Source organism: Pseudoduganella umbonata (genome assembly GCF_014192225.1).
Taxonomy (GTDB): Bacteria; Pseudomonadota; Gammaproteobacteria; order Burkholderiales; family Burkholderiaceae_D; genus Rugamonas; species Rugamonas umbonata.
Genome location: NZ_JACHXS010000002.1, coordinates 654,670 through 674,789 on the forward strand (window position 1 = coordinate 654,670; position 20,120 = coordinate 674,789).

The following is a 20,120-nucleotide window of genomic DNA, read 5'->3' on the forward strand; positions in this document are numbered from 1 at the left end:
ATGGGGCGACAAGCCCGGCTGCCCGTGTCCTCGTGCCAGGCACGGAGACACGAACTCAGGCATGGGGCGACAAGCCCGGCTGTGCCCATTGCGGTAGAATGCCCGGTTTGACTGGCGGGACGGGTGCGATGGCGGAACAGTTTGACGTAGTGGTAATCGGCGCCGGTGCGGCCGGAATGATGTGCGCGGCGGCGGCGGGGCAGCGCGGCAAGCGCGTCGTGCTGGTCGACCATGCCGAGAAGCTGGCCGAGAAGATCCGCATTTCCGGCGGCGGCCGCTGCAATTTCACGAACATCCATGCCGGCCCGGCCAATTTCCTTTCGGAAAATCCGCATTTCGCCAAGAGCGCGCTGTCGCGCTACACGCCGCAGGATTTCCTCGCGCTGGTCAAGAAGTACCGCATCGCGTACCACGAAAAGCACAAGGGCCAGCTGTTCTGCGACGATTCGGCCGAGCAGATCATCGACATGCTTAAAGCCGAGTGCAACGCCGGCAACGTGCGCTGGCGCATGCCCGCCACCGTGCAAAGCATCGAAAAACAGGATGAACGCTTCCTCGTGCAGACCAGTGCGGGCCTGATCGATGCCGGCGCCGTCGTGATCGCCACGGGCGGCCTGTCGATTCCGAAAATCGGCGCCACCGATTTCGGCTACCGCATCGCCAAACAGTTCGGGCTGGGCATCGTCGAGCCCCGTCCGGCGCTGGTGCCGCTCACCTTCGATGCCCAGCAATGGCAGCCGTTCGTGCCGCTGGCCGGGGTGTCGCTGGAAGTCGACGTGGAGACGGGCACGCTGAAAGGCCGCAAGGCCACCGGGGCGCGCTTCCGCGAAGACCTGCTGTTTACCCACCGCGGCCTGTCCGGCCCGGCCATCCTGCAGATTTCCAGTTTCTGGCAACCCGGCACGCCGATCACGATCAACCTGCTGCCTGAGCTCGACGTCGCCGCCACCCTGCTGGAAGGGAAGGGCACCATCAAGAAGCACCTGGGCAACGTGCTGGCGCAATGGCTGCCGTCGCGCCTGGCCGAAGGCTTGCTGCAGGCCCATGGCTTCAATGCCGATGCCCGCCTGGCCGACCTGCCGGACGCGCAGCTGCGCCGCCTCGGCCAGGCCATCAACGGCTGGACCGTCACGCCGAACGGTTCCGAAGGCTATCGCAAGGCCGAGGTGACCCGCGGTGGCGTCGACACGAAAGAGCTGTCGCAGCAGACGATGATGGTCAACAGCGTGCCCGGCCTGTATTTCATCGGCGAATCCGTCGACGTCACGGGGTGGCTGGGAGGCTACAACTTCCAGTGGGCCTGGGCTTCGGGGATGGTCGCCGGGCTGTCAGTCTGATATGATGCCGGACCCGGTAACGCTGTAATGGCGCGGGTTCTGTTGTGTTCGGATGTGTATTGATGTGTGTTGTTGTATAAGCACGAGTAGGCACGAGTAGGCACGAGGGTAGGGACGAAGCCTCTTGTCTGTCTGGACAAAAGCTGATAATATCGCCGTCTTCCTAAAAACCCTCTAACGGTTTGAATTTTACATGACCACTATCCGCCTTAAAGAAAACGAGCCGTTCGAAGTTGCCATGCGCCGCTTCAAGCGCACCATCGAAAAAACCGGTCTGCTGACCGAACTGCGCGCACGCGAGTTCTACGAAAAGCCGACCGCAGAGCGCAAGCGCAAGCTGGCCGCTGCCGTGAAGCGTCACTACAAGCGCATCCGCAGCCAGCAACTGCCGAAGAAGCTGTACTAATTCTCGCCTTCGCAGACCGGGCCGTCGACGGCGCTTTTCGCCTCCGGTCCGTCGCGTGACGCGATCACCCGCTCCGGCATCGTCCGCAGCGGGTTTTCGTTTTTACCGCACCGTTTTTCAACGGTCACTTTTGCCCGAGGACACCCATGAGCCTGAAAGCCCAGATTTCCGATGACATGAAAGCCGCGATGCGTGCCAAGGAGGCCGGCAAGCTGGCCACCATCCGCCTGATCCTGGCGGACATCAAGCGCAAGGAAGTGGACGAACAGATCGAGCTGAACGACACCCAGGTGCTGGCCGTCGTCGAAAAGATGATCAAGCAGCGCAAGGATTCGATCACGCAATTCGAAGCCGGCGGCCGCGCCGACCTGGCCGATATCGAAAAGGCCGAACTGGTCGTGCTGGCCGCCTACATGCCTGCCGGCCTGTCGGACGATGAAGTGGCCGCCGAAGTCAAGGCCGCCGTGGCGGAATCCGGTGCCGCCGGCCCGCAGGACATGGGCAAGGTGATGGCCATCCTGAAGCCGAAGCTGGCTGGCCGTGCCGACATGACCGCCGTGTCCGGTCTCGTCAAGAAAGCGCTGGCGGGCGCCTGACCTGTTGGGTGAAGCCTGTGCCGTTGAGCTGGATCAAGCTCCAGCCAGGCACGGCGTTATAGCCTGATCTGTAACAATATGGAAGAACCGCGGTTGCCACAGTGATTCCACAATCCTTCATCTCCGACCTGCTGAACCGCGTCGACATCGTCGACGTGGTCGGGCGCTATGTCCAGCTGAAAAAGGCCGGCGCCAATTTCCAGGGCCTGTGCCCGTTCCACAACGAAAAATCGCCCAGTTTCACCGTCAGTCCGACCAAGCAGTTCTACCACTGCTTCGGCTGCCAGGCGCACGGTACCGCGATCGGCTTCCTGATCGAATACTCCGGCATGGGCTTCGTCGACGCCGTCAAGGACCTGGCCCAGAACGTGGGCATGATCGTGCCGGAAGCGGACGACAAGATCCCGCCGGCCCAGCGCGCGCAGATCCAGGCGCAGAGCCTGGCGCTGTCCGAGGCGATGACGCTGGCCGCCGATTTCTACAAGGGCGCGCTGCGCAAGGCGCCGTCCGCGATCGGCTACCTGAAGGGCCGCGGCCTGACGGGCGAGATCGCGGCCCGCTTCGCCTTGGGCTACGCACCGGAAGGCTGGGACAACCTGCGCGCCGTGTTTCCCCAATACGATGCACCGGTGCTGGCCGAAGCGGGTCTCGTCATCGACAAGGTCGACGAGGAAGGCCGCCACATCAAGCGCTATGACCGCTTCCGCGAGCGCGTGATGTTCCCGATCCGTAACACCAAGGGGCAAGTGATCGCCTTCGGCGGCCGGATCATGGAACAGGGCGAACCAAAGTACTTGAATTCTCCGGAAACGCCTTTATTTTCAAAGGGTTCGGAACTGTATGGCTTGTTCGAGGCACGCCAGGCGATTCGCGATGCGGGCTATGTGCTGGTAACCGAAGGCTACATGGACGTGGTGGCGCTGGCCCAGATGGGCTTCCCACAGGCGGTGGCCACGCTGGGCACTGCCTGTACCACGATCCACGTGCAGAAGCTGTTGCGCCAGACCGACAACGTGGTGTTCAGCTTCGATGGCGACCGGGCCGGCCGCAAGGCGGCGCGGCGCGCGCTGGAAGCCTGCCTGCCCTACGCGGCCGACGACAAGACGATCAAGTTCCTGTTCCTGCCGTCCGAACACGACCCGGACAGTTATATCCGCGAGTTCGGTGCCGAAGGGTTCGAGCAGCAGGTGCAGGAAGCCATGCCGCTGTCGCAATTCCTGCTGCGCGAAGCGGCGGGCGAGCACGACCTGGATGAGCCGGAAGGCCGCGCCCGCGCGCAGTTCGACGCGAAGCCGATGCTGCAGGCCATGGCGCCTTCGGCACTGCGCCTGCAGATCGTGCGCGGGCTGGCGTCGATGACGCAGAGCACGCCCGGCGAGATCGAGGCCTTGTTCGAGCTGAGCAAGCCGGTGGCCGCCAGCCGCCGGGCGCCGCCGAAATCGAAGCGCCAGGAGCCGGTGGGGCTGGAGTTGAAGATCATCCGCTGCCTCATCACGCACCCGTCGCTGTCGCTGCAGATCGACGAATCGGCGCTGGAGGCGTTCGGCCAGTTCGGTGCCGAGCAGCGCGAGTACCTGGTTCACCTGGTGCAAACGGCCCAGGCATTGGGCGAAGGCGCCACCTTTGCCGCGCTGGCCCAGCAAATGAAGGAAGAGGGCCCGGAATATGACGCGCTGATCGGTGAAATCGCCGCCGCGGAAGAACCGGATATCGAAGGCGAGCGCCTGTGGTTGAAAGCCACGGTGCGCCAGTTGAAGGAACAGGCCGTGAAGACGGAAATGGAGCGCATCCTTTCCGCGGGAAAGCTGACCGACGAGTTGCGCACCCGTTATCACGAATTAAAGGCCATGCAGGACATGTTATCGCGCGAAGAGCAATCGGCAATGAGTAACCGGTAATTCGCAATTCCGCCGGACGATGCGGCGCCAAGGCCGCACGTCTGGCGTGTAAAAAGTGGCGTGCTATAATAAAACGCTAAGTATTCAATACCTTGGCAAGGTTTCTTCAGTTCAGAATTTGTGTTTGTTTTCAGTTAGTTGGGCTCATGGCCGGTGCAGGAAGCATGGTAAATGCGGTGTGCCGGAGGCGGGGTCCGGACTTGGTTGAGACGGCGCGAGTTTCTTGTCGCCGCGCAGGTAAATCTGCCTGCACCCTCACACCATTCGTGCCCCTAGCCCCCACGCGCAGTCATACAGTAGAATTTCTGCCAAACATAGCCGTTCGTTAACATCGGGCGGTTGCCGGCAGCTTCAGGACTGTCGCCGGGAATGAGCAAGGAAGTTTTGTAGCAGTGCCGGATGGGAGTGCCGCAGGGTTATTTCGCGTGGGCTCCGGTGATTACGGCATCGTCCTAACCCGTAAAGCAAGTCGTTGTGACATCGAAAGCGCCTGTGCCAGCAAAGAAACCTGAAACCAAAGCGGCTGAAAAGCCCAGCAAAGTGACCGCCAAGGCAGCCAAGACGGCCGACAAGTCCGAAACCAGCACGGAGGCGGGCGTGGATCCGCGCGTGGCCGCGGCCAATCCGCCGGCGGTCAGCCAGACCACCGATGCGGCGACCCTCGCCGCCATCGACACGTCCGGCTACGTGCTCCCGTCCGTGAAGGTGCCGGGGCGGCGCGGCCGCAAGCCGAAGGAATTCCAGCCCGAGAACGACGAAGTCGCCGCGCTGAACGCCGTCGAGCGCGCCGAACTGAAGGCCGTGGACAAGGCAAAAGCCAAGGACCGCAAGGCCAAGGAAAAGGCGCTGCTGAAGGATGCGTTCTCGTCGGATACGGAAGCCACCGAGGAAGAGCTGGAACGCCGCCGCCAGAAGCTGAAAACGCTGATCAAGTTCGGCAAGGAACGCGGTTTCCTCACGTATGCCGAGATCAACGACCACCTGCCCGACAATATCGTCGACCCGGAAGCGATCGAAGGCATCATCGGCACGTTCAACGACATGGGCATTGCCGTGTACGAGCACGCGCCCGATGCCGAAACGCTGCTGCTGTCCGATAACGTTGCCACGGTCACCAGCGACGATGAAGCGGAAGCCGCGGCCGAGGCCGCGCTGTCCACCGTCGACTCCGACTTCGGCCGCACGACCGACCCGGTGCGCATGTACATGCGTGAAATGGGCTCCGTCGAGCTGCTGACGCGCGAGGGCGAGATCGAGATCGCCAAACGCATCGAGGATGGCCTGAAAGACATGATCCAGGCGATCTCCGCCTGCCCGGTCACGATCGCCGAGATCATCGCCACCTCCGACCGCATCCGCCACGACGAAATCAAGATCGACGAGATCGTCGACGGCCTCGTCGATGAAAACGAGGATGCGCCGGCTCCTGCCGCGCCGGTCGCCCCGTCCGAGGACGACGACGACGAGGAAGAAGACGAGGAAGAGGAAGAAGAGGAAGAAGAAGAGGCCGCCGGTTCCGGCGCGGCCGCGGGCTACTCGGCCGAGCAGCTTGAAACGCTGAAGAACAATGCGCTGGCCAAGTTCGATGAAATCGCCAACCAGTTCGACAAGATGCGCAAGGCCTTTGAAAAAGAAGGCTACAGCTCGAAGTCGTACACCAAGGCGCAGGATGCGATCTCGAACGAACTGCTGGGCATCCGCTTCACGGCCAAGGTCGTCGAAAAGCTGTGCGATACGCTGCGCGGCCAGGTCGACGAAGTGCGCCACATCGAGAAGCAGATCCTCGACGTGGCCGTGAACAAGTGCGGCATGCCGCGCGCCCACTTCATCAAGGTCTTCCCCGGCAACGAAACGAACCTGGAATGGGTCGACGGCGAAGTGGCCGCCGGCCATGCCTACAGCGCGATCCTGGGCCGCAACATTCCCACGATCAAGGAACTGCAGCAGCGGCTGATCGACCTGCAAGCCCGCGTCGTGCTGCCGCTGCCGGACCTGCGCAACATCAACCGCCAGATGGCGGCCGGGGAAATGAAGGCGCGCAAGGCCAAGCGCGAGATGACGGAAGCGAACTTGCGTCTGGTGATCTCGATCGCGAAGAAGTACACGAACCGCGGCCTGCAATTCCTCGACCTGATCCAGGAAGGCAATATCGGCCTGATGAAGGCGGTGGACAAGTTCGAGTACCGCCGCGGCTATAAATTCTCCACGTACGCCACGTGGTGGATCCGCCAGGCCATTACCCGCTCGATCGCCGACCAGGCGCGCACGATCCGTATTCCGGTGCACATGATCGAGACGATCAACAAGATGAACCGGATCAGCCGCCAGATTTTGCAGGAAACGGGTGCCGAGCCCGATCCGGCGACCCTGGCGATCAAGATGGAGATGCCGGAAGACAAGATCCGCAAGATCATGAAGATCGCCAAGGAACCGATCTCCATGGAAACGCCGATCGGCGACGACGACGATTCCCACCTGGGCGACTTCATCGAGGACAACAACACCCTCGCACCATCGGATGCCGCGCTGCATGCGTCGATGCGCGGCGTGGTGAAGGACGTGCTCGATTCCCTGACGCCGCGTGAAGCGAAAGTGCTGCGCATGCGCTTCGGTATCGAAATGTCGACCGACCACACGCTGGAAGAAGTGGGCAAGCAGTTCGACGTGACGCGCGAACGTATCCGCCAGATCGAAGCGAAGGCGCTGCGCAAGCTGCGGCATCCGTCGCGGTCGGACAAGCTGAAGAGCTTCCTGGAAGGGAATTGATCAGTAATTGATCGTTGGCTGGCGTGGTCAGCCAGCCAAGCCGGTCAGGCAACTAAGTCTTGACGGAAGCCGGTGCAGGCCCTATTCTGCCGAGTTCGTTTTGTAGATGTTTGCTTAACGAATTCGTGTCAGGGCAGGGCGCATCGGCTCCGACACATCCGCGCCAGCATTCGCCGGCGCATCCGCACTACCTCAGGGCCTCTAGCTCATGCCTGGTTAGAGCAGCGGACTCATAATCCGTTGGTGCCCGGTTCGACTCCGGGGAGGCCTACCAGTATTCACGCGGGTTTCGGGGCACTTGATAGCTTCCCGGGACTTCCGTAAATCCCCTATTGTTCCGCAATAATCGCTTCGCCGGCATTACCGGTTTTTCCGCGCGAACGCCTGATATCGCCTTCAGCGCTCCGTTCGCCCACGCACGGCAGCGCCGATCATCCCAAGCCCGCCCAATAGCATTGCCCAGGAGGCCGGCTCCGGTATCGCGGTAATGTGAAAAGTCGTTTCGCTCGTCCAGTAATACACCCTGGACGGCTGGGAAAAGTAACCGTAGGAATAGCGCTCCGGGGCCACGGCGCTCATTGTGCTATCTATTACGCCATTGGTCATTTCGGAAAATCCGGCTGCAAAGTACAAGTTACCGCCGATTTCGTAATCGAAGCGCTGTACGTAACAACCCATGATGCCGGAATAACCGGGCCCGCCATTGGAACAGCCGAGAACGAAATCGATCTCGGGGAAATAGCCAAGGCGAAGGCTGGAGATTTCGGCCAGCGCGATGACGCCGTCGTTGTCGGCATCTTCGCCGCGGAACGTTCCGCCGAAAGTCATATCGGGGCGCCACTGTTGTTGGATACCGTCGTATACCGACAGAAAACCCGTCCATCTGAAGTTGTAGTTGAGCTCGTCCGCATGTCCGGCAGCGGAGCTTGCAAGCAGGATGCCCGTAGCAATCAGTCTTTTGAACATGGATCCTCCTGATGGTTGACCATGATGAGCGCGCGCCGGAAGTTAACTTTTTGACACGCTGTCTGCACGATAGCATCCAAAAACTCTGCAGTTGCAGGCCGTCACGTAAAAGTGGCTAATTTTGAAAGGAAATGCAACAGCCATTCAAGCAGGCTGCGGCGTGTCAGGCGCGCCGATAATCCCTTACAGATTGACGACAAGTGGTGACACAGCGAGCCGTGCAACGGGTGCAATATCGTCGTTCACATTGCGGCGCCAGGTCATCGAAAGGGGAACCATCATGCGTACTGCCTTGTCTTGCTTTCTTGCCGGAATAATCTATGCAGTTGCCGTCTCTGCCGATGCACAGCCAGCCCAGGCCGCGCGCATCGTGCTGGTTGCGGACCAGAGCAACGCGATTGTCCACTGGCACGATATCGGCGCGGCCACCGTCACCGCAAAGGCGCAGGCGACGGCAACCGAAGCGGAAAAATATGCCGCTTTTCCCGCCGACATGGCCACGCTGCACCTGGCGATGTACGACGCGGCCATGGCGATCGACCGTCGCTACCGTCCTTTCCTGTTCAACCCAGCGGATCAGAACGGCGCCGCGTCGCTCGATGCGGCGGTCGGCAGCGCTGCCTATGAAGTACTGCGCGCGCTCTTTCCGAGCCGCGCCGGCGAGTATCAGCAGGCGTACGAGCGCTTCATGGCGGCACTACCGGAAAGCGCCGCCAAGAAGCAGGGCATCGCGCTGGGCGCTGCGGCCGCGGCGGCGCACCTGAAGGGCCGCACCACCGATGGACGGGCCACGGCGATGCCCGCCTATGCAGCGACGGAAACAGCTGGCCGCTTCCGAGGCGAGAACCCGATCAACCGCCACTGGCCAGGCATCCGGCCATTCACACTGCAGGCAATGGGGCAATTTCGTCCGCCGCCGCCACCTGCGCTCGACAGTGCCCACTATGCGGCGGACTTCAACGAGGTAAAGGAGCTGGGCGGCATGCGCAGCACACGGCGCACGGCGGAGCAGCTGGACACGGCCCGCTTCCATTCCGAGCCGCCGGCACCCTATTTCACCCGAAACTTCGGGCGTTTTGCCCGTACCACGGCCGACCCCGTGGAAGCGGCCCGGCTGATGGCGGCCATCTACGTGAACTATACCGACGCCATCGGCGCCTGCCTCGAAGCGAAGTACCACTACGATACGTGGCGTCCGCAGAGCGCGATCACGCTGGCGGAAAGCGACGGCAATCCTGCCACGATCGCCGATGCGGCATGGACACCCGTGCTGCCGACCCCGAACTATCCCGAATACCCTGCGGCGCATACCTGTTCTGTCGCCACGCTGGGCGAACTGCTGCGGCAGTACTTCGGCACCGATCAAGTCACCTTCACATGGGACAGCAAGGTCACCGGCACGGCACGCACTTACACCGATACCGGTGCGCTGGCCGAAGAAAGCAGGGTGGCGCGCATCCACGGCGGCATGCATTTCCGCTTTGCCACCACGGCCGGGGTGGAGCAGGGCAGGAAGGTCGCGGCCTGGACGATGAAGCACGCCTTCATGCCGCAACCGAAATGACATGGGCGCGCATGGCGCCTCGTACCGGCCCCTTGCCGTAACGTTGTTCGAGGTGCCTAGCTGCAAAAGCCGAGGCCGATTCCGGGCTGTGTCCGCGCGCTTCGATCTCGCTACGCAGCGGCGTGCCCTGGCAGAACCCTGCCGCCACATCGGCCGCACTGGCAGCGCTGCTCTGCAATGCCACGGTCTCGATGTCCGGCGGCGACGTGAATCCCGCGGCCGCCAGGTCGCGGACGATGGCAGCCTTGTCGTGGTAGCCGTGCGGCGTGCGGGCGAAGAAGCCTGGCGGATCGTCCGGGAACAGTTCCTCCATGGCCGCCTGCACCCCGGCGGCAAAGGCATTGGCAGGCAGCGGGTCCCACACATTGAACAGGAAGCGGCCGCCGGGACGAAGCACGCGGCGCGCCTGGGCGAACGCCTGCGGCCGGTCGGGAAAGAACATCGCGCCGAACTGGCACAGCACCAGGTCGAAGCCGGCATCGCTGAACGGCAGTTGCGCCGCATCCGCGAGTTGCCATGACACCTGCGGCAGAGCCGTGGCACTGCCTATCGCCAGCATGTCCGGATTCAGGTCTGTCGCCACGATACGCGCCGAGGGCAATGCCGCCGCAAGGTGGCGGGTAACGACGCCGGTGCCGGCCGCAATTTCAAGCACCTGCCGCGGCGCCAGGCCGGCGGCACGCCCGGCGAGATCGCGTGCGTACGGGTCGAAAAGCAGCGGCACCAGATAGAGTTCGTAGCAGTGCGGAAGCTGGCCCGCGAACTGCGCGTCAACGGTGGTCATGGCAGGTCCTTCTTCAGTGCGCGATAGCGTCAATGTCCGATGTCCGGAGGTGCCTGTCAAATGCTGCCGATCCAGCCCAGGCGGAAACTACATTGCCACAGTCTCTTGGCTACTGCGGGCGCCAGACTCAAAGCACCAGCTTTCGCATCTTCCTGATCAGCATTTGCGGTCCGGTGCAAATGACCGTGCCGTCGCGTTCCACGATGGTTACGTCACTGTCGGACCAGCGCAGGAAACGGGGCAGGTTCTGCCCGAATCTCCTTTCTTGCGTTGTAAAAGATCGCTGCACGTAATGCCATTCATCGAGCATATTTTCGCACTGAGCCTTTTCTAACGTTGTCGGGGCGCGAATGGAAAACTGGGCCTTGGTGGCGTCCATCACCGACCATACTCCGCCGAGCAATGCCGCGCCCATCAAATCCGTGAACATGTGTACATCGCCGGCCAGCCATAGCAGGAAAACCGTGATGGCCGCCACAATTGCCAACAACGCGACGCAAGAAAAAAACTGGGTCCAGGACTGGAACAGGATGAGGTAGCGCCAAACAGGGTCGGGAAGAACGACCGCTGAAATGCGGTCCGAAGCGTTACGTTTCATGTTGGCCTCTGCTGGAAAGAGCGGGCGGTCCACATGAGCGGACTCCCATTCAGGTTTGTTACATCGAAGAGTGCGTTCTTGACGGCAGATCACGCGCAGTGATGGCGCCCGGTATCGCCGACTTCGCATTGTCGAGCGACGGGCGGCTGACCAAGTTGGTTATGCGCAATATTTGCTGTGGAATGCAAGGGTGGGCTGAAAACACAACGCCCCTTGCTGGCTGGACGGTCAGCGTCGCCGATGGGAGGGCACTATCGCTACCTGCCCCCGGGCCCGATGAATCAACCGCCGTCCGCCTGCAACCGCCGGCAAAACGCCGCCGTCTCCGCATCCGCCGGAAAGCACGACTCGATGAACACCTCGTCCAGCGTGACGTCGCGTGGTGTGCCGAAGGTGGTGATGGTGGAGAAGAACGCCAGCCTTGCGCCATCGCGTTTGAAACGCGTGGTGAGCACCGGCGCCGGCGCGGTGCCCAGCTCCCGGTGGCGCCAGTGCGCTGGCACGCCGGGATAGGCGAGCATGTCGTCGAGCAGGCCGGCCGCCTTGGTATCGGCCCGCGAGGCGGCCACTTCGTTGTGCAGGTAGCGCAGCAGGCTGCCGGCGATTTCTTCCCAGTTCTCCACGGCGCCGCGCAGGTCGGCGGGATCGAAGAACTGGTGCAGCATGTTGGTGTGCGGGCTGTCGCGCCCGTCGAGCATGCAGCGGTTGAGGCGACCGGCGGCCTCGTTCTGCATCAGGATGTCCCAGTGGCGGTTGCACAGGTAGGCCGGATATGGCTCCTGCTGGGCAAGGATCGCCTCGACCGCATAGCGCATCTGCGCCAGGCGGGGCGTGTCCAGTCCGCTTTCCGGATACTTCGGTGCAAAACCGCCGGCAATGAACAGCGCATTGCGTTCCCGCAGCGGCACTGCCAGCGATTCGGCGAGCCGCACGATCATTTCCCGGCTCGGTTTCGACCTGCCGGTTTCCACATAGCTCAGGTGCCGCGCCGAGACGTCCGCCTGCAGCGCCAGGTCCAGCTGGGACAGGCGCCTGACCAGGCGCCATTCGCGCAGCATCGCACCCACGTCGGCACCGCTGTCAAAACTGATCGATTCGGTTTTCATCCCGGGATCTTAGCGAATTGCCCGGCGCCGTTCCATAACCTGCGAGGTCATGGCGCTGCGCAATGCCGAGTAATTGATCGCCAGCCGGCGCGGCGCGATGATCCGGTTACTGAATTAGAACCAACCATGAAGGAGCCCCGCCCATGAACCAGCACAACGCTTTCGCCCGCCACTTCGCCTCCCTGCATCGCAAAGGAGAGCCGCTGGTGCTGTACAACGCATGGGATACCGGCAGTGCCAGGGCGATCGCCGCCGCCGGTGCGCGGGCGATCGGCACCAGCAGCTGGGCCGTGGCTGCGGCGCACGGCTACGAGGATGGCGAGTCGATTCCGCTGGCGCTGGTGGAACAGGTCCTCGGCCGGATCGCGCGTTCCGTCCCGCTGCCCGTCACGGCCGATATCGAGGGCGGCTACAGCGCCGACCCGCAAGCCTGCGCCGGCTACGTATCCAGGCTGCTCGATCACGGCGTGGTCGGCATCAACCTCGAAGACCGGATCGTCAACGGAGCAGGGTTGTACGGGATCGATGCGCAGTGTGAACGCATCGCCGCGATTCGCGGCATGGCGGCCGGGCGCGGCATCGCGCTGTTCATCAATGCCCGCACCGACCTGTTCTTCGACGGGAAAACGTCACCGCAAGATGTGCTGGACCAGGCAAAACAGCGCGCAGCCGCCTACGCAAAAGCCGGTGCTTCCGGCTTCTTCGTACCAGGCCTGGTCGACCTGCCGGTCATCGCCGAACTGGCGGCAACCATCGCGCTGCCATTGAACGTGATGGTCATGCCGGGCATGGCGGATAGCCGCACCCTTGCCAAAGCGGGCGTGGCACGCATCAGCCACGGACCCGCGCCTTACCTGCAGGCGATGGAAGCCACGCGTGCGGCGGCGCAGCTTGTATTGGGCCAGCCGGAATGAAAAACGGCCCGGACGCTTGCACGCCCGGGCCGTCGCATTCAGCTTAAATCATCAGTGCGCGTGCGCGCCCGATGCACCGATACCGGTTTCCGAACGCACTTCCTGCGCCTCGAAGCCGGCCTTGTCGATGGCGGCACGCTTGCTCGAATCGGTGATCGAGAACAGCCAGATGCCGACGAAGCCGACGGTCATCGAGAACAGCGCCGGCGAGGTGTACGGGAAGATCGCTTCGGCGTTGTGGAACACGTCGACCCACACCGATTTCGACAGCACGGTCAGCGCCACGGCGGTGATCAGGCCGAGGAAGCCGCCCACGGTCGCGCCGCGCGTGGTGCACTTGCTCCACAGGACGGACATGAACAGCACCGGGAAGTTGGCCGAAGCGGCGATGGCGAAGGCCAGCGACACCATGAAGGCAACGTTCTGCTTCTCGAACACGATCCCCAGCAGCACGGCGATCACGCCCAGCACGATCGTCGTGAACTTCGACACGCGCAGTTCGCTGCCTGGAGCCGGCTTGCCCTTCTTCAGCACCGTGGCATACAGGTCATGCGACACGGCCGAGGCGCCGGACAGCGTCAGGCCGGCCACCACGGCCAGGATGGTGGCGAAGGCCACGGCCGAGATGAAGCCCAGGAAGATGTCGCCGCCGACGGCGTTCGCCAGGTGCACGGCCGCCATGTTGTTACCGCCCAGCAGTGCGCCGGCGGCATCCTTGAAGACCGGGTTGGTACCGACCAGCACGATGGCGCCGAAGCCGATGATGAACACCAGCACATAGAAGTAGCCGATCCAGGTGGTGGCCCACAGCACGGACTTGCGGGCTTCCTTGGCGCTCGGCACCGTGAAGAAGCGCATCAGGATGTGGGGCAGGCCGGCGGTGCCGAACATCAGCGCCATGCCGAACGAGATGCCGGAGATCGGGTCCTTGATGAAGCCGCCCGGGCCCATGATCGCATCGCCCTTGTCATGCACTTGCACGGCCTTGGCGAACAGCGCCGACGGGCTGAAGTCGTACAGGGCCAGCACCGCGAACGCCATGTAGGTGGTGGCGCCCAGCAGCATTACGGCCTTGATGATCTGCACCCAGGTCGTCGCCGTCATGCCGCCGAACAGCACGTACACCATCATCAGCACGCCCACCAGTACCACGGCGATCCAGTAATCCAGGCCGAACAGCAGCTTGATCAGCTGGCCGGCACCGACCATCTGGGCGATCAGGTAGAACAGCACCACGACCAGCGTGCCGGATGCCGCGAACAGGCGCACCGGCTTCTGGGCGAAGCGGTAGGCGGCCACGTCGGCGAAGGTGAAGCGGCCCAGGTTGCGCAGGCGCTCGGCCATCAGGAAGGTCAGCACCGGCCAGCCGACCAGGAAGCCGATCGCGTAGATCAGGCCATCGAAGCCGCTGATGAACACGGCGGCGGAAATACCGAGGAAGGACGCGGCCGACATGAAGTCGCCGGCGATCGCCAGGCCGTTCTGGAAGCCGGTGATGCCACCGCCGGCCGTGTAGAAGTCCGATGCCGAGCGGGTGCGCTTGGCGGCCCACTTGGTGATGAACAGTGTCAGCAGCACGAAGGCCGCGAACATGCTGATCGCGGTCCAGTTGGTGGCCTGCTTGGTGGCCTCGCCCAGGTCGGGCGCGGCCAGGGCAGCGCCGGCCACGGTCAGGGCAGCCAGCGCGGCGGCGGTACGGTTAACAAAACGGTTCATGCGCGCACCTCTTTCGGTGCGGCGTTGGCGGCGCCGGTCGAGGAGGGCTGGCCTGCGGCGGCGTTGGCGTGGATGGCGTCGGTCAGCGCATCGAATTCGCGGTTGGCGCGGCGCACGTAGATGGCCGTGACGGCCACCGTGAACAGGATCACGAACAGGCCGAGCGGCACGCCGCGCGACATGACGCCGTCGCCGATCTTGGCCGCCATGAATTCCTTGTCGAAGGCGTTCAGCGCCGTGAAGCCGTAGTAGGCGATCATCACGGCCCAGGTCAGCATCCAGCCGTAGCGGGAGCGGGTCTTGACCAGCTTCTGGTAGTTGGGGTCTTGCTTGACCCGGCGCACCATGTCTTGTTCCATTTTTGTCTCCAATAATTTTATGACGCACAGCTTATTGATATAAGTCGGCTAAGGTGGATCCTAAGTACCGTTGCTTACCATATGCTTACGCTCGCGATGACCGATGGTCACCCCGGATTTTCTCCTGATGGTTGCGCGCCATGGCAAGATCGAGCGGCCCGGCCGGGCATGGCTTACCATCGCCAATTCCAGTGATAACAAAACGGAACCGAACCAATGAAAACCTTCATCCGCGGCCAGAAAGCCAAACTGTCCGACCTCGGCCTGGGCTCCGCCTTCAGCGTGGCCATCGACCTGCCGGCCGGCGGCCTGTCGGTCGACCTGTCGTGCTTCGGCCTCGATGCGGCCGGCAAGCTGGCCGACGACCGCTACATGATCTTCTTCAACCAGCTGGCCAGCCCGGATGGCGCGATCCGCGTCAACCTGTCCGGTTCCCGGGCGGAGTTCCAGCTGAACCTCGATGCGCTGCCCGCGTCCATCGACAAGCTGGTCTTCACCGGGGCGATCGACGGCAACGGCACCATGCGCGGCATCGGCAGCGGCGCCATGGTGCTGGGTGGCGCGGCGACGTTCGCGCTGTCCGGCGCCGACTTCCAGGAAGAGAAGGCCGTCATGCTGGGCGAGCTGTATCGCAAGGACGGCGTGTGGCGCTTCGGCGCCGTGGGCCAGGGGTTCAATGGCGGCCTGTCGGCGCTGCTGGCGCATTTCGGCGGCACCGAGGCGGCCGCCGCCGCGGCGCCAGCCTCCGCACCGGCTCCCGCTCCATCCCCCGCACCAGCACCAGCACCCAAGATATCGCTGTCGAAAGTCACGCTGGAAAAACGCGGCGACAAGGTGTCGCTGGCCAAGGGCGCGGCCAAGCGCGGGTTCGGCCGCATCCGCGTCAACCTGAACTGGAACCGCAATCCGTCCGGCGCGGCGCCGGAGCAGAAGAGCGGCGGCCTGCTCGGCATGCTCGGCGGTGCCCTGCGGCCGAAAGGCGCCAACGGCGTCGACCTGGACCTGGGCTGCCTGTTCGAACTGGCTGACGGCACGGCGGGCGGCGTGCAGGCGCTGGGCGATTCGTGGGGCAGCTTCGACAGCCGGCCCTTCATCAAGCTCGACAGCGACGACCGCACCGGCACCAATACCGCCGGCGAGAACCTGTTCATCAACGGCGACCAGTTCGACCAGATCCGGCGCATCCTCGTGTTCACGTTCATCTACCAGGGCGTGCCGAACTGGGCGGCGACGGACGGCGTCGTCACGATCGAGGTGCCGGACAACGCGCCGGTCGAAGTCCGGCTCGACCATGGCGGCGCCGGCGGCATGTGCGCCATCGCATCGATCGAAAACCACAACGGGCAGCTGCAGGTCACCAAGCTGGTCGACTACATCGTCTCGGACGGCAAGATCAGCAACCACGAAGCGATGGACCGCAAATACGGGTTTGGCCTGCGCTGGGCCCGCGGCTCGAAGAGCTGACCGCCGCTTCCATTTCGCCTCTCCCAATTACCGCCAGAGGCCTGTGCTGATAAGCATGATATTCAGAAGCATATAAGCCGGCCGGCTTCTGGCGGTACATTGTCTTCCTGCGACTGTCGAATTCGACAACGCTCTTCCTCGCGCTGCGCACCGGCCGTCACGCCGGTTCAACAACAGTACAGATACTGATACCACGTTGGGACGACAGGCCATGGCCGCCAGAAGCGGCCATGCGGGTACGCCTGCGCGCAAGCATCACAAGGTGCGACAACAGCACCCGACAACAACACATACAACTCATCACTGGAGACTACATGAGCAAAGCACGCCTGTTACGCCTGTCCGCCGCGATCGCCGCCGCCATGGTGGCCGCCGCCGCCGCCGCTGCGCCGTCCGCGCAGGCCGGCCAGCAAAGCCAGCAAAGCCAGCAACAGCAACCAAGCAGCCCAGTGGCATACCGCGCCGCCGTGCTGCACTTCACCGGCGACCCGTCGGCCGGCGGCCAGTCGTACGAATACTACGAGGACGGCGTGCTGCTGGTGGGCGCGGACGGCAAGGTCAAGGCCGTCGGCCCGGCCGGCACCGTGCTGTCGAACCACCAGAACGTGCAGGTCGTCGATTACCGCGGCCGCCTGATCGTGCCGGGCTTCATCGACAGCCACGTGCACTACCCGCAGACGGAAATGATCGGCTCCTTCGGCGAGCAGTTGCTGGAGTGGCTGAACACGTACACGTTCCCGACCGAGAAGCAGTTCGGCAACAAGGACTATGCGAAGGGCGTCGCCAGGACCTTCGTGAACGAACTCGTGAAGAACGGCACCACGACCGCGCTGGTGATGGCCACCGTGCACCCGGAATCGGTCGACGCGCTGTTCGAGGAAGCGGCCAAGCGCAACATGCGCCTCATCGCCGGCAAGGTCATGATGGACCGCAATGCGCCCGATTACCTGCTCGATACGGCGCAAACCTCGTATGCCGATTCGAAAACGCTGATCAACCGCTGGCACAAGCGCGGCCGCGCGCTGTATGCGGTCACGCCGCGCTTCGCGCCCACGTCGACGCCGGAACAGCTGACGATGGCCGGCAAGCTGCTGCAGGAATACCCGGACGTGTACATGCACACCCACCTGTCCGAGAACAAAGGCGAGATCGCCTGGGTGCAGGAACTGTTCCCGTCCTCCACCGGCTACCTGAACGTGTATGACAGCTTCGGCCTGTCGCGCAAGCGTTCGGTGTATGCGCACGGCGTGCACCTGCGCGACGACGAATTCGCGTCGCTGGCGAAAACCGGCTCGGCCATCGCGTTCTGCCCCACCTCGAACCTGTTCCTGGGCAGCGGCTTGTTCGACCTGCAGGCGGCGGAGAAGCATGGCGTGAAAGTGGGCATGGGCACCGACGTGGGCGCCGGCACCAGCTTCTCGGCGCTGCGCACGATGGGCGAAGCCTACAAGGTGATCCAGCTGCACAAGGCCTTCACGGACAATCCGGCCGAGAAAAAGCCGCTGACCGCGCTGAAATCGTTCTACCTGTCGACGCTGGGTGCGGCCAGGGCGCTGGACCTGGATGACCGCATCGGCAGTTTTAAAGCCGGCAACGAGGCCGACTTCGTCGTGCTGAACCCGAACGCCACCGAGCTGCTGAAGTTCCGCTCGGCGCGGGCCACCTCGCTCGAGGAAAAACTGTTCGTGCTGCAGACGCTGGGCGACGACCGCACGGTGGAGCGCACCTACATCATGGGCAAGGGGCAGTAAGCCTTGCCCGCGGCCGGCTTTCGCGCCGGCCGGGGTCACTACTGTATACACGAAATTTCCATAGGCCAATAACAGCGGGCGCGCGCCGTGACTTTGCACGATGACTTTGCACCGTGGCTTTGCACCGTGGCTTTACACTGTCACCTACGCGCCATCCGATACCCATCATGCTCAAAATTGTATACAAAATCTGTTGACAACTTTTTCGCGACTGGGCACCATGACTTCCCATCAAAAGCTGCCAAAGAGTAGCGCCGAGGCATCCTCGGGAAACCGTCCAGGCAGTACAGCACCGATGAGCTCGGCCTGTACTGCCGCTGAAGCCTCCGCCCGACCAGGGCGCCGGCGGAGGCAGACCGGGACCTGATACGCCCAACCTCGATATTCCCAGCAGGCGAGACAATCTGCAGGCATGCCGAACAGGAACGCAACGTTCATACACAATATTTGGAGACACAGATGAACAACCTGCTCTACCAGGTGGACGACCGTCCACCGCTGCTCACCACCATCCTGCTGGCCGCCCAGCACATGCTCGCCGCGCTGGGAGGCATCATCGCCGTGCCGCTGGTCATCGGCGCCGTGCTGAAACTGCCGGCCGACCAGGTCGTCGCACTCGTCAACGCCGCGCTGCTCGGCTCCGGCGTCGTCACCATCATCCAGTGCAAGGGCGTAGGGCCGGTCGGCATCCGCCTGCCCTGCGTGATGGGCACCAGCTTCGCGTTCGTCGGCGCCGCCATCACGATCGGCTTCGAGTACGGCGTGCCCGGCATCCTCGGCTCGTCGCTGGCCGGTTCCGCGATCATGATCGTGGGCAGCTTCTTCATGCCGCAGATCCGCAAACTGTTTCCGCACACCGTCACGGCCGTCGTCGTCACGATGATCGGCCTGTCGCTGGTGCCGGTCGCGATCGACTGGGCCGCCGGCGGCAAGGGGGCGCCGAACTACGCCGCACCGATCAACCTGGGCATCGCGCTGTTCGTGCTGGTCACCGTGATCGGCCTGGTGCAGTTCGGCAAGGGCATCATTTCCGCCGCCGCCGTCGTGATCGGCATGGCCATCGGCTACGTGGTCTGCCTGGGCTTCGGCCTGGTCGACTTCAGCTCGGTTGCCACGGCCACCACGTTCGCACTGCCGCAACCGCTGCAATACGGCATGACGTTCCCGCTCAGCGGCATCCTTGCCATGGGCCTGGCCTACATCGTCACGATCGTGGAAACCACCGGCACCTTCATGGCGCTGGGCACCGCCACCAACACCAAAGTGCGCGGCAAGCACCTGTGCCGCGGCGTGCTGTGCGACGGCGTCGGTTCCGCCTTCGTCTCCATCCTGGGCAGCCCGGCCGTGTCGACCTTCGCACAGAACGTCGGCGTCATCTCGCTGACCGGCGTGGCCAGCCGCCACGTGGTGGCGCTGACCGGCGGGTTCCTGCTGCTGGCGGGCCTGTTCCCGGTATTGGGCGCCGTCGTGGTCACCATTCCGCAGCCCGTGCTGGGCGGTGCCGGCCTGATGATGTTCGCCATGATCCTCGCTGCCGGCGTGCAGATGCTGGCCAGCGTGGAACACAACAAGCGCAACGGCCTGATCATCGCCGTGTCGCTGGGTTGCGGCCTGGCCGTCAGCGCCCGTCCGGAACTGCTGGCGAAGATGCCGGCCATCGTGAAGGAAATCTTCGGTTCGGGCATCAGTACCGGTGCCATCGTCGCCATGGCGCTGAACCTGATCCTGCCGGGCCGCGAAGACGAGGTCCATGACGAAGAGGCCGAAGAGCCACCCCAGCCGCTGCTGGTAAAAAACGTCGAGGCGGCGTAAGCTTCCTCCGTGAGTGCCGCGCGGCCAACGAGAGGGCCGCGCGGTTTTTTTAACGACATTGTTTCCGCGGTGCCGTAGTGTGA

General features: G+C 63.4%; 16 protein-coding genes and 1 tRNA gene. 11 read left to right on the plus strand and 6 right to left on the minus strand.

What is annotated here, in order from left to right; all coding sequences use genetic code 11:
* The first annotated feature begins 128 nt into the window (after positions 1-128).
* From FHS02_RS07955 to FHS02_RS07980, 6 genes are all read left to right on the plus strand, one after another.
* Entirely contained in the window at positions 129-1,337 is a 1,209-nt protein-coding gene (locus FHS02_RS07955) for a BaiN/RdsA family NAD(P)/FAD-dependent oxidoreductase (protein ID WP_137314571.1), read from the plus strand.
* Between the two features lie 193 nt (positions 1,338-1,530).
* A complete protein-coding gene (rpsU, locus tag FHS02_RS07960; RefSeq protein ID WP_005665410.1) occupies positions 1,531-1,743 on the plus strand; it encodes a 30S ribosomal protein S21 in 213 nt (70 codons plus the stop codon).
* A gap of 146 nt (positions 1,744-1,889) precedes the next feature.
* Positions 1,890-2,339, plus strand: coding sequence for a GatB/YqeY domain-containing protein (locus FHS02_RS07965; protein ID WP_137314570.1), 450 nt, complete (start codon positions 1,890-1,892; stop codon positions 2,337-2,339).
* A gap of 101 nt (positions 2,340-2,440) precedes the next feature.
* A complete protein-coding gene (gene dnaG, locus FHS02_RS07970; RefSeq protein WP_137314569.1) occupies positions 2,441-4,237 on the plus strand; it encodes a DNA primase in 1,797 nt (598 codons plus the stop codon).
* Between the two features lie 492 nt (positions 4,238-4,729).
* Positions 4,730-7,003 carry an RNA polymerase sigma factor RpoD gene (rpoD, locus tag FHS02_RS07975; RefSeq protein ID WP_137314568.1) on the plus strand — a complete coding sequence of 758 codons (2,274 nt, stop codon included), beginning with the start codon at positions 4,730-4,732 and terminating at the stop codon, positions 7,001-7,003.
* 195 nt (positions 7,004-7,198) lie between these two features.
* Positions 7,199-7,277: transfer RNA gene (locus FHS02_RS07980), tRNA-Ile, on the plus strand.
* Between the two features lie 122 nt (positions 7,278-7,399).
* Here the strand turns inward: FHS02_RS07980 and FHS02_RS07985 are convergent.
* Complete coding sequence (locus FHS02_RS07985; RefSeq protein WP_137314567.1) at positions 7,400-7,969, minus strand: PEPxxWA-CTERM sorting domain-containing protein; 570 nt, start codon at positions 7,967-7,969, stop codon at positions 7,400-7,402.
* 280 nt (positions 7,970-8,249) lie between these two features.
* Between FHS02_RS07985 and FHS02_RS07990 the strand changes: the two genes are divergently transcribed.
* On the plus strand, positions 8,250-9,533 hold the full coding sequence (locus tag FHS02_RS07990; protein WP_137314566.1) for a vanadium-dependent haloperoxidase: 1,284 nt from the start codon (positions 8,250-8,252) through the stop codon (positions 9,531-9,533).
* On the opposite strand, the gene FHS02_RS07995 is transcribed toward FHS02_RS07990, so the two are convergent.
* The 3 genes from FHS02_RS07995 to FHS02_RS08005 all read right to left on the minus strand — a co-directional run bounded on the left by FHS02_RS07995 (position 9,514) and on the right by FHS02_RS08005 (position 12,021).
* The gene (locus FHS02_RS07995; RefSeq protein WP_137314565.1) at positions 9,514-10,317 is read right to left on the minus strand and encodes a class I SAM-dependent methyltransferase; all 804 of its coding nucleotides are present in this window, start codon (positions 10,315-10,317) and stop codon (positions 9,514-9,516) included. The two genes, FHS02_RS07990 and FHS02_RS07995, sit on opposite strands and share 20 nt — an antisense overlap.
* A 127-nt stretch (positions 10,318-10,444) precedes the next feature.
* A complete protein-coding gene (locus FHS02_RS08000) occupies positions 10,445-10,915 on the minus strand; it encodes a hypothetical protein (protein WP_137314564.1) in 471 nt (156 codons plus the stop codon).
* 281 nt (positions 10,916-11,196) lie between these two features.
* On the minus strand, positions 11,197-12,021 hold the full coding sequence (locus tag FHS02_RS08005; protein ID WP_137314563.1) for a helix-turn-helix domain-containing protein: 825 nt from the start codon (positions 12,019-12,021) through the stop codon (positions 11,197-11,199).
* A gap of 143 nt (positions 12,022-12,164) precedes the next feature.
* Here FHS02_RS08005 and FHS02_RS08010 point away from each other — a divergent pair, with 143 nt between their 5' ends.
* The gene (locus tag FHS02_RS08010; RefSeq protein ID WP_137314562.1) at positions 12,165-12,935 is read left to right on the plus strand and encodes an isocitrate lyase/PEP mutase family protein; all 771 of its coding nucleotides are present in this window, start codon (positions 12,165-12,167) and stop codon (positions 12,933-12,935) included.
* 51 nt (positions 12,936-12,986) lie between these two features.
* Here the strand turns inward: FHS02_RS08010 and FHS02_RS08015 are convergent, their stop codons facing one another.
* Positions 12,987-14,651: a cation acetate symporter gene (locus FHS02_RS08015; protein ID WP_137314561.1), complete on the minus strand. Its 1,665-nt coding sequence runs from the start codon at positions 14,649-14,651 to the stop codon at positions 12,987-12,989.
* Positions 14,648-15,010: a DUF485 domain-containing protein gene (locus FHS02_RS08020; RefSeq protein WP_137314560.1), complete on the minus strand. Its 363-nt coding sequence runs from the start codon at positions 15,008-15,010 to the stop codon at positions 14,648-14,650. Before FHS02_RS08020 ends, FHS02_RS08015 begins: the two co-directional genes overlap by 4 nt.
* Before the next feature lie 216 nt (positions 15,011-15,226).
* Here FHS02_RS08020 and FHS02_RS08025 point away from each other — a divergent pair, with 216 nt between their 5' ends.
* The 3 genes from FHS02_RS08025 to FHS02_RS08035 all read left to right on the plus strand — a co-directional run bounded on the left by FHS02_RS08025 (position 15,227) and on the right by FHS02_RS08035 (position 20,037).
* The gene (locus tag FHS02_RS08025) at positions 15,227-16,474 is read left to right on the plus strand and encodes a TerD family protein (RefSeq protein WP_137314559.1); all 1,248 of its coding nucleotides are present in this window, start codon (positions 15,227-15,229) and stop codon (positions 16,472-16,474) included.
* Between the two features lie 314 nt (positions 16,475-16,788).
* Positions 16,789-18,225, plus strand: coding sequence for a guanine deaminase (gene guaD / locus FHS02_RS08030; RefSeq protein WP_229422223.1), 1,437 nt, complete (start codon positions 16,789-16,791; stop codon positions 18,223-18,225).
* Between the two features lie 459 nt (positions 18,226-18,684).
* Positions 18,685-20,037: a uracil-xanthine permease family protein gene (locus FHS02_RS08035; protein WP_137314558.1), complete on the plus strand. Its 1,353-nt coding sequence runs from the start codon at positions 18,685-18,687 to the stop codon at positions 20,035-20,037.
* Positions 20,038-20,120 lie beyond the last annotated feature (83 nt).

Coding starts and splice junctions, on each gene's coding strand:
- FHS02_RS08005 (WP_137314563.1), bottom strand. CDS start 12,021: ATGAAAACCGAATCGATCAGTTTTGACAGCGGTGCCGACGTGGGTGCG.
- FHS02_RS07995 (WP_137314565.1), bottom strand. CDS start 10,317: ATGACCACCGTTGACGCGCAGTTCGCGGGCCAGCTTCCGCACTGCTAC.
- guaD (WP_229422223.1), top strand. CDS start 16,789: ATGAGCAAAGCACGCCTGTTACGCCTGTCCGCCGCGATCGCCGCCGCC.
- FHS02_RS08025 (WP_137314559.1), top strand. CDS start 15,227: ATGAAAACCTTCATCCGCGGCCAGAAAGCCAAACTGTCCGACCTCGGC.
- FHS02_RS07990 (WP_137314566.1), top strand. CDS start 8,250: ATGCGTACTGCCTTGTCTTGCTTTCTTGCCGGAATAATCTATGCAGTT.
- FHS02_RS07965 (WP_137314570.1), top strand. CDS start 1,890: ATGAGCCTGAAAGCCCAGATTTCCGATGACATGAAAGCCGCGATGCGT.
- rpsU (WP_005665410.1), top strand. CDS start 1,531: ATGACCACTATCCGCCTTAAAGAAAACGAGCCGTTCGAAGTTGCCATG.
- FHS02_RS07955 (WP_137314571.1), top strand. CDS start 129: ATGGCGGAACAGTTTGACGTAGTGGTAATCGGCGCCGGTGCGGCCGGA.
- FHS02_RS08015 (WP_137314561.1), bottom strand. CDS start 14,651: ATGAACCGTTTTGTTAACCGTACCGCCGCCGCGCTGGCTGCCCTGACC.
- FHS02_RS08010 (WP_137314562.1), top strand. CDS start 12,165: ATGAACCAGCACAACGCTTTCGCCCGCCACTTCGCCTCCCTGCATCGC.
- FHS02_RS08020 (WP_137314560.1), bottom strand. CDS start 15,010: ATGGAACAAGACATGGTGCGCCGGGTCAAGCAAGACCCCAACTACCAG.
- FHS02_RS08000 (WP_137314564.1), bottom strand. CDS start 10,915: ATGAAACGTAACGCTTCGGACCGCATTTCAGCGGTCGTTCTTCCCGAC.
- FHS02_RS07985 (WP_137314567.1), bottom strand. CDS start 7,969: ATGTTCAAAAGACTGATTGCTACGGGCATCCTGCTTGCAAGCTCCGCT.
- FHS02_RS08035 (WP_137314558.1), top strand. CDS start 18,685: ATGAACAACCTGCTCTACCAGGTGGACGACCGTCCACCGCTGCTCACC.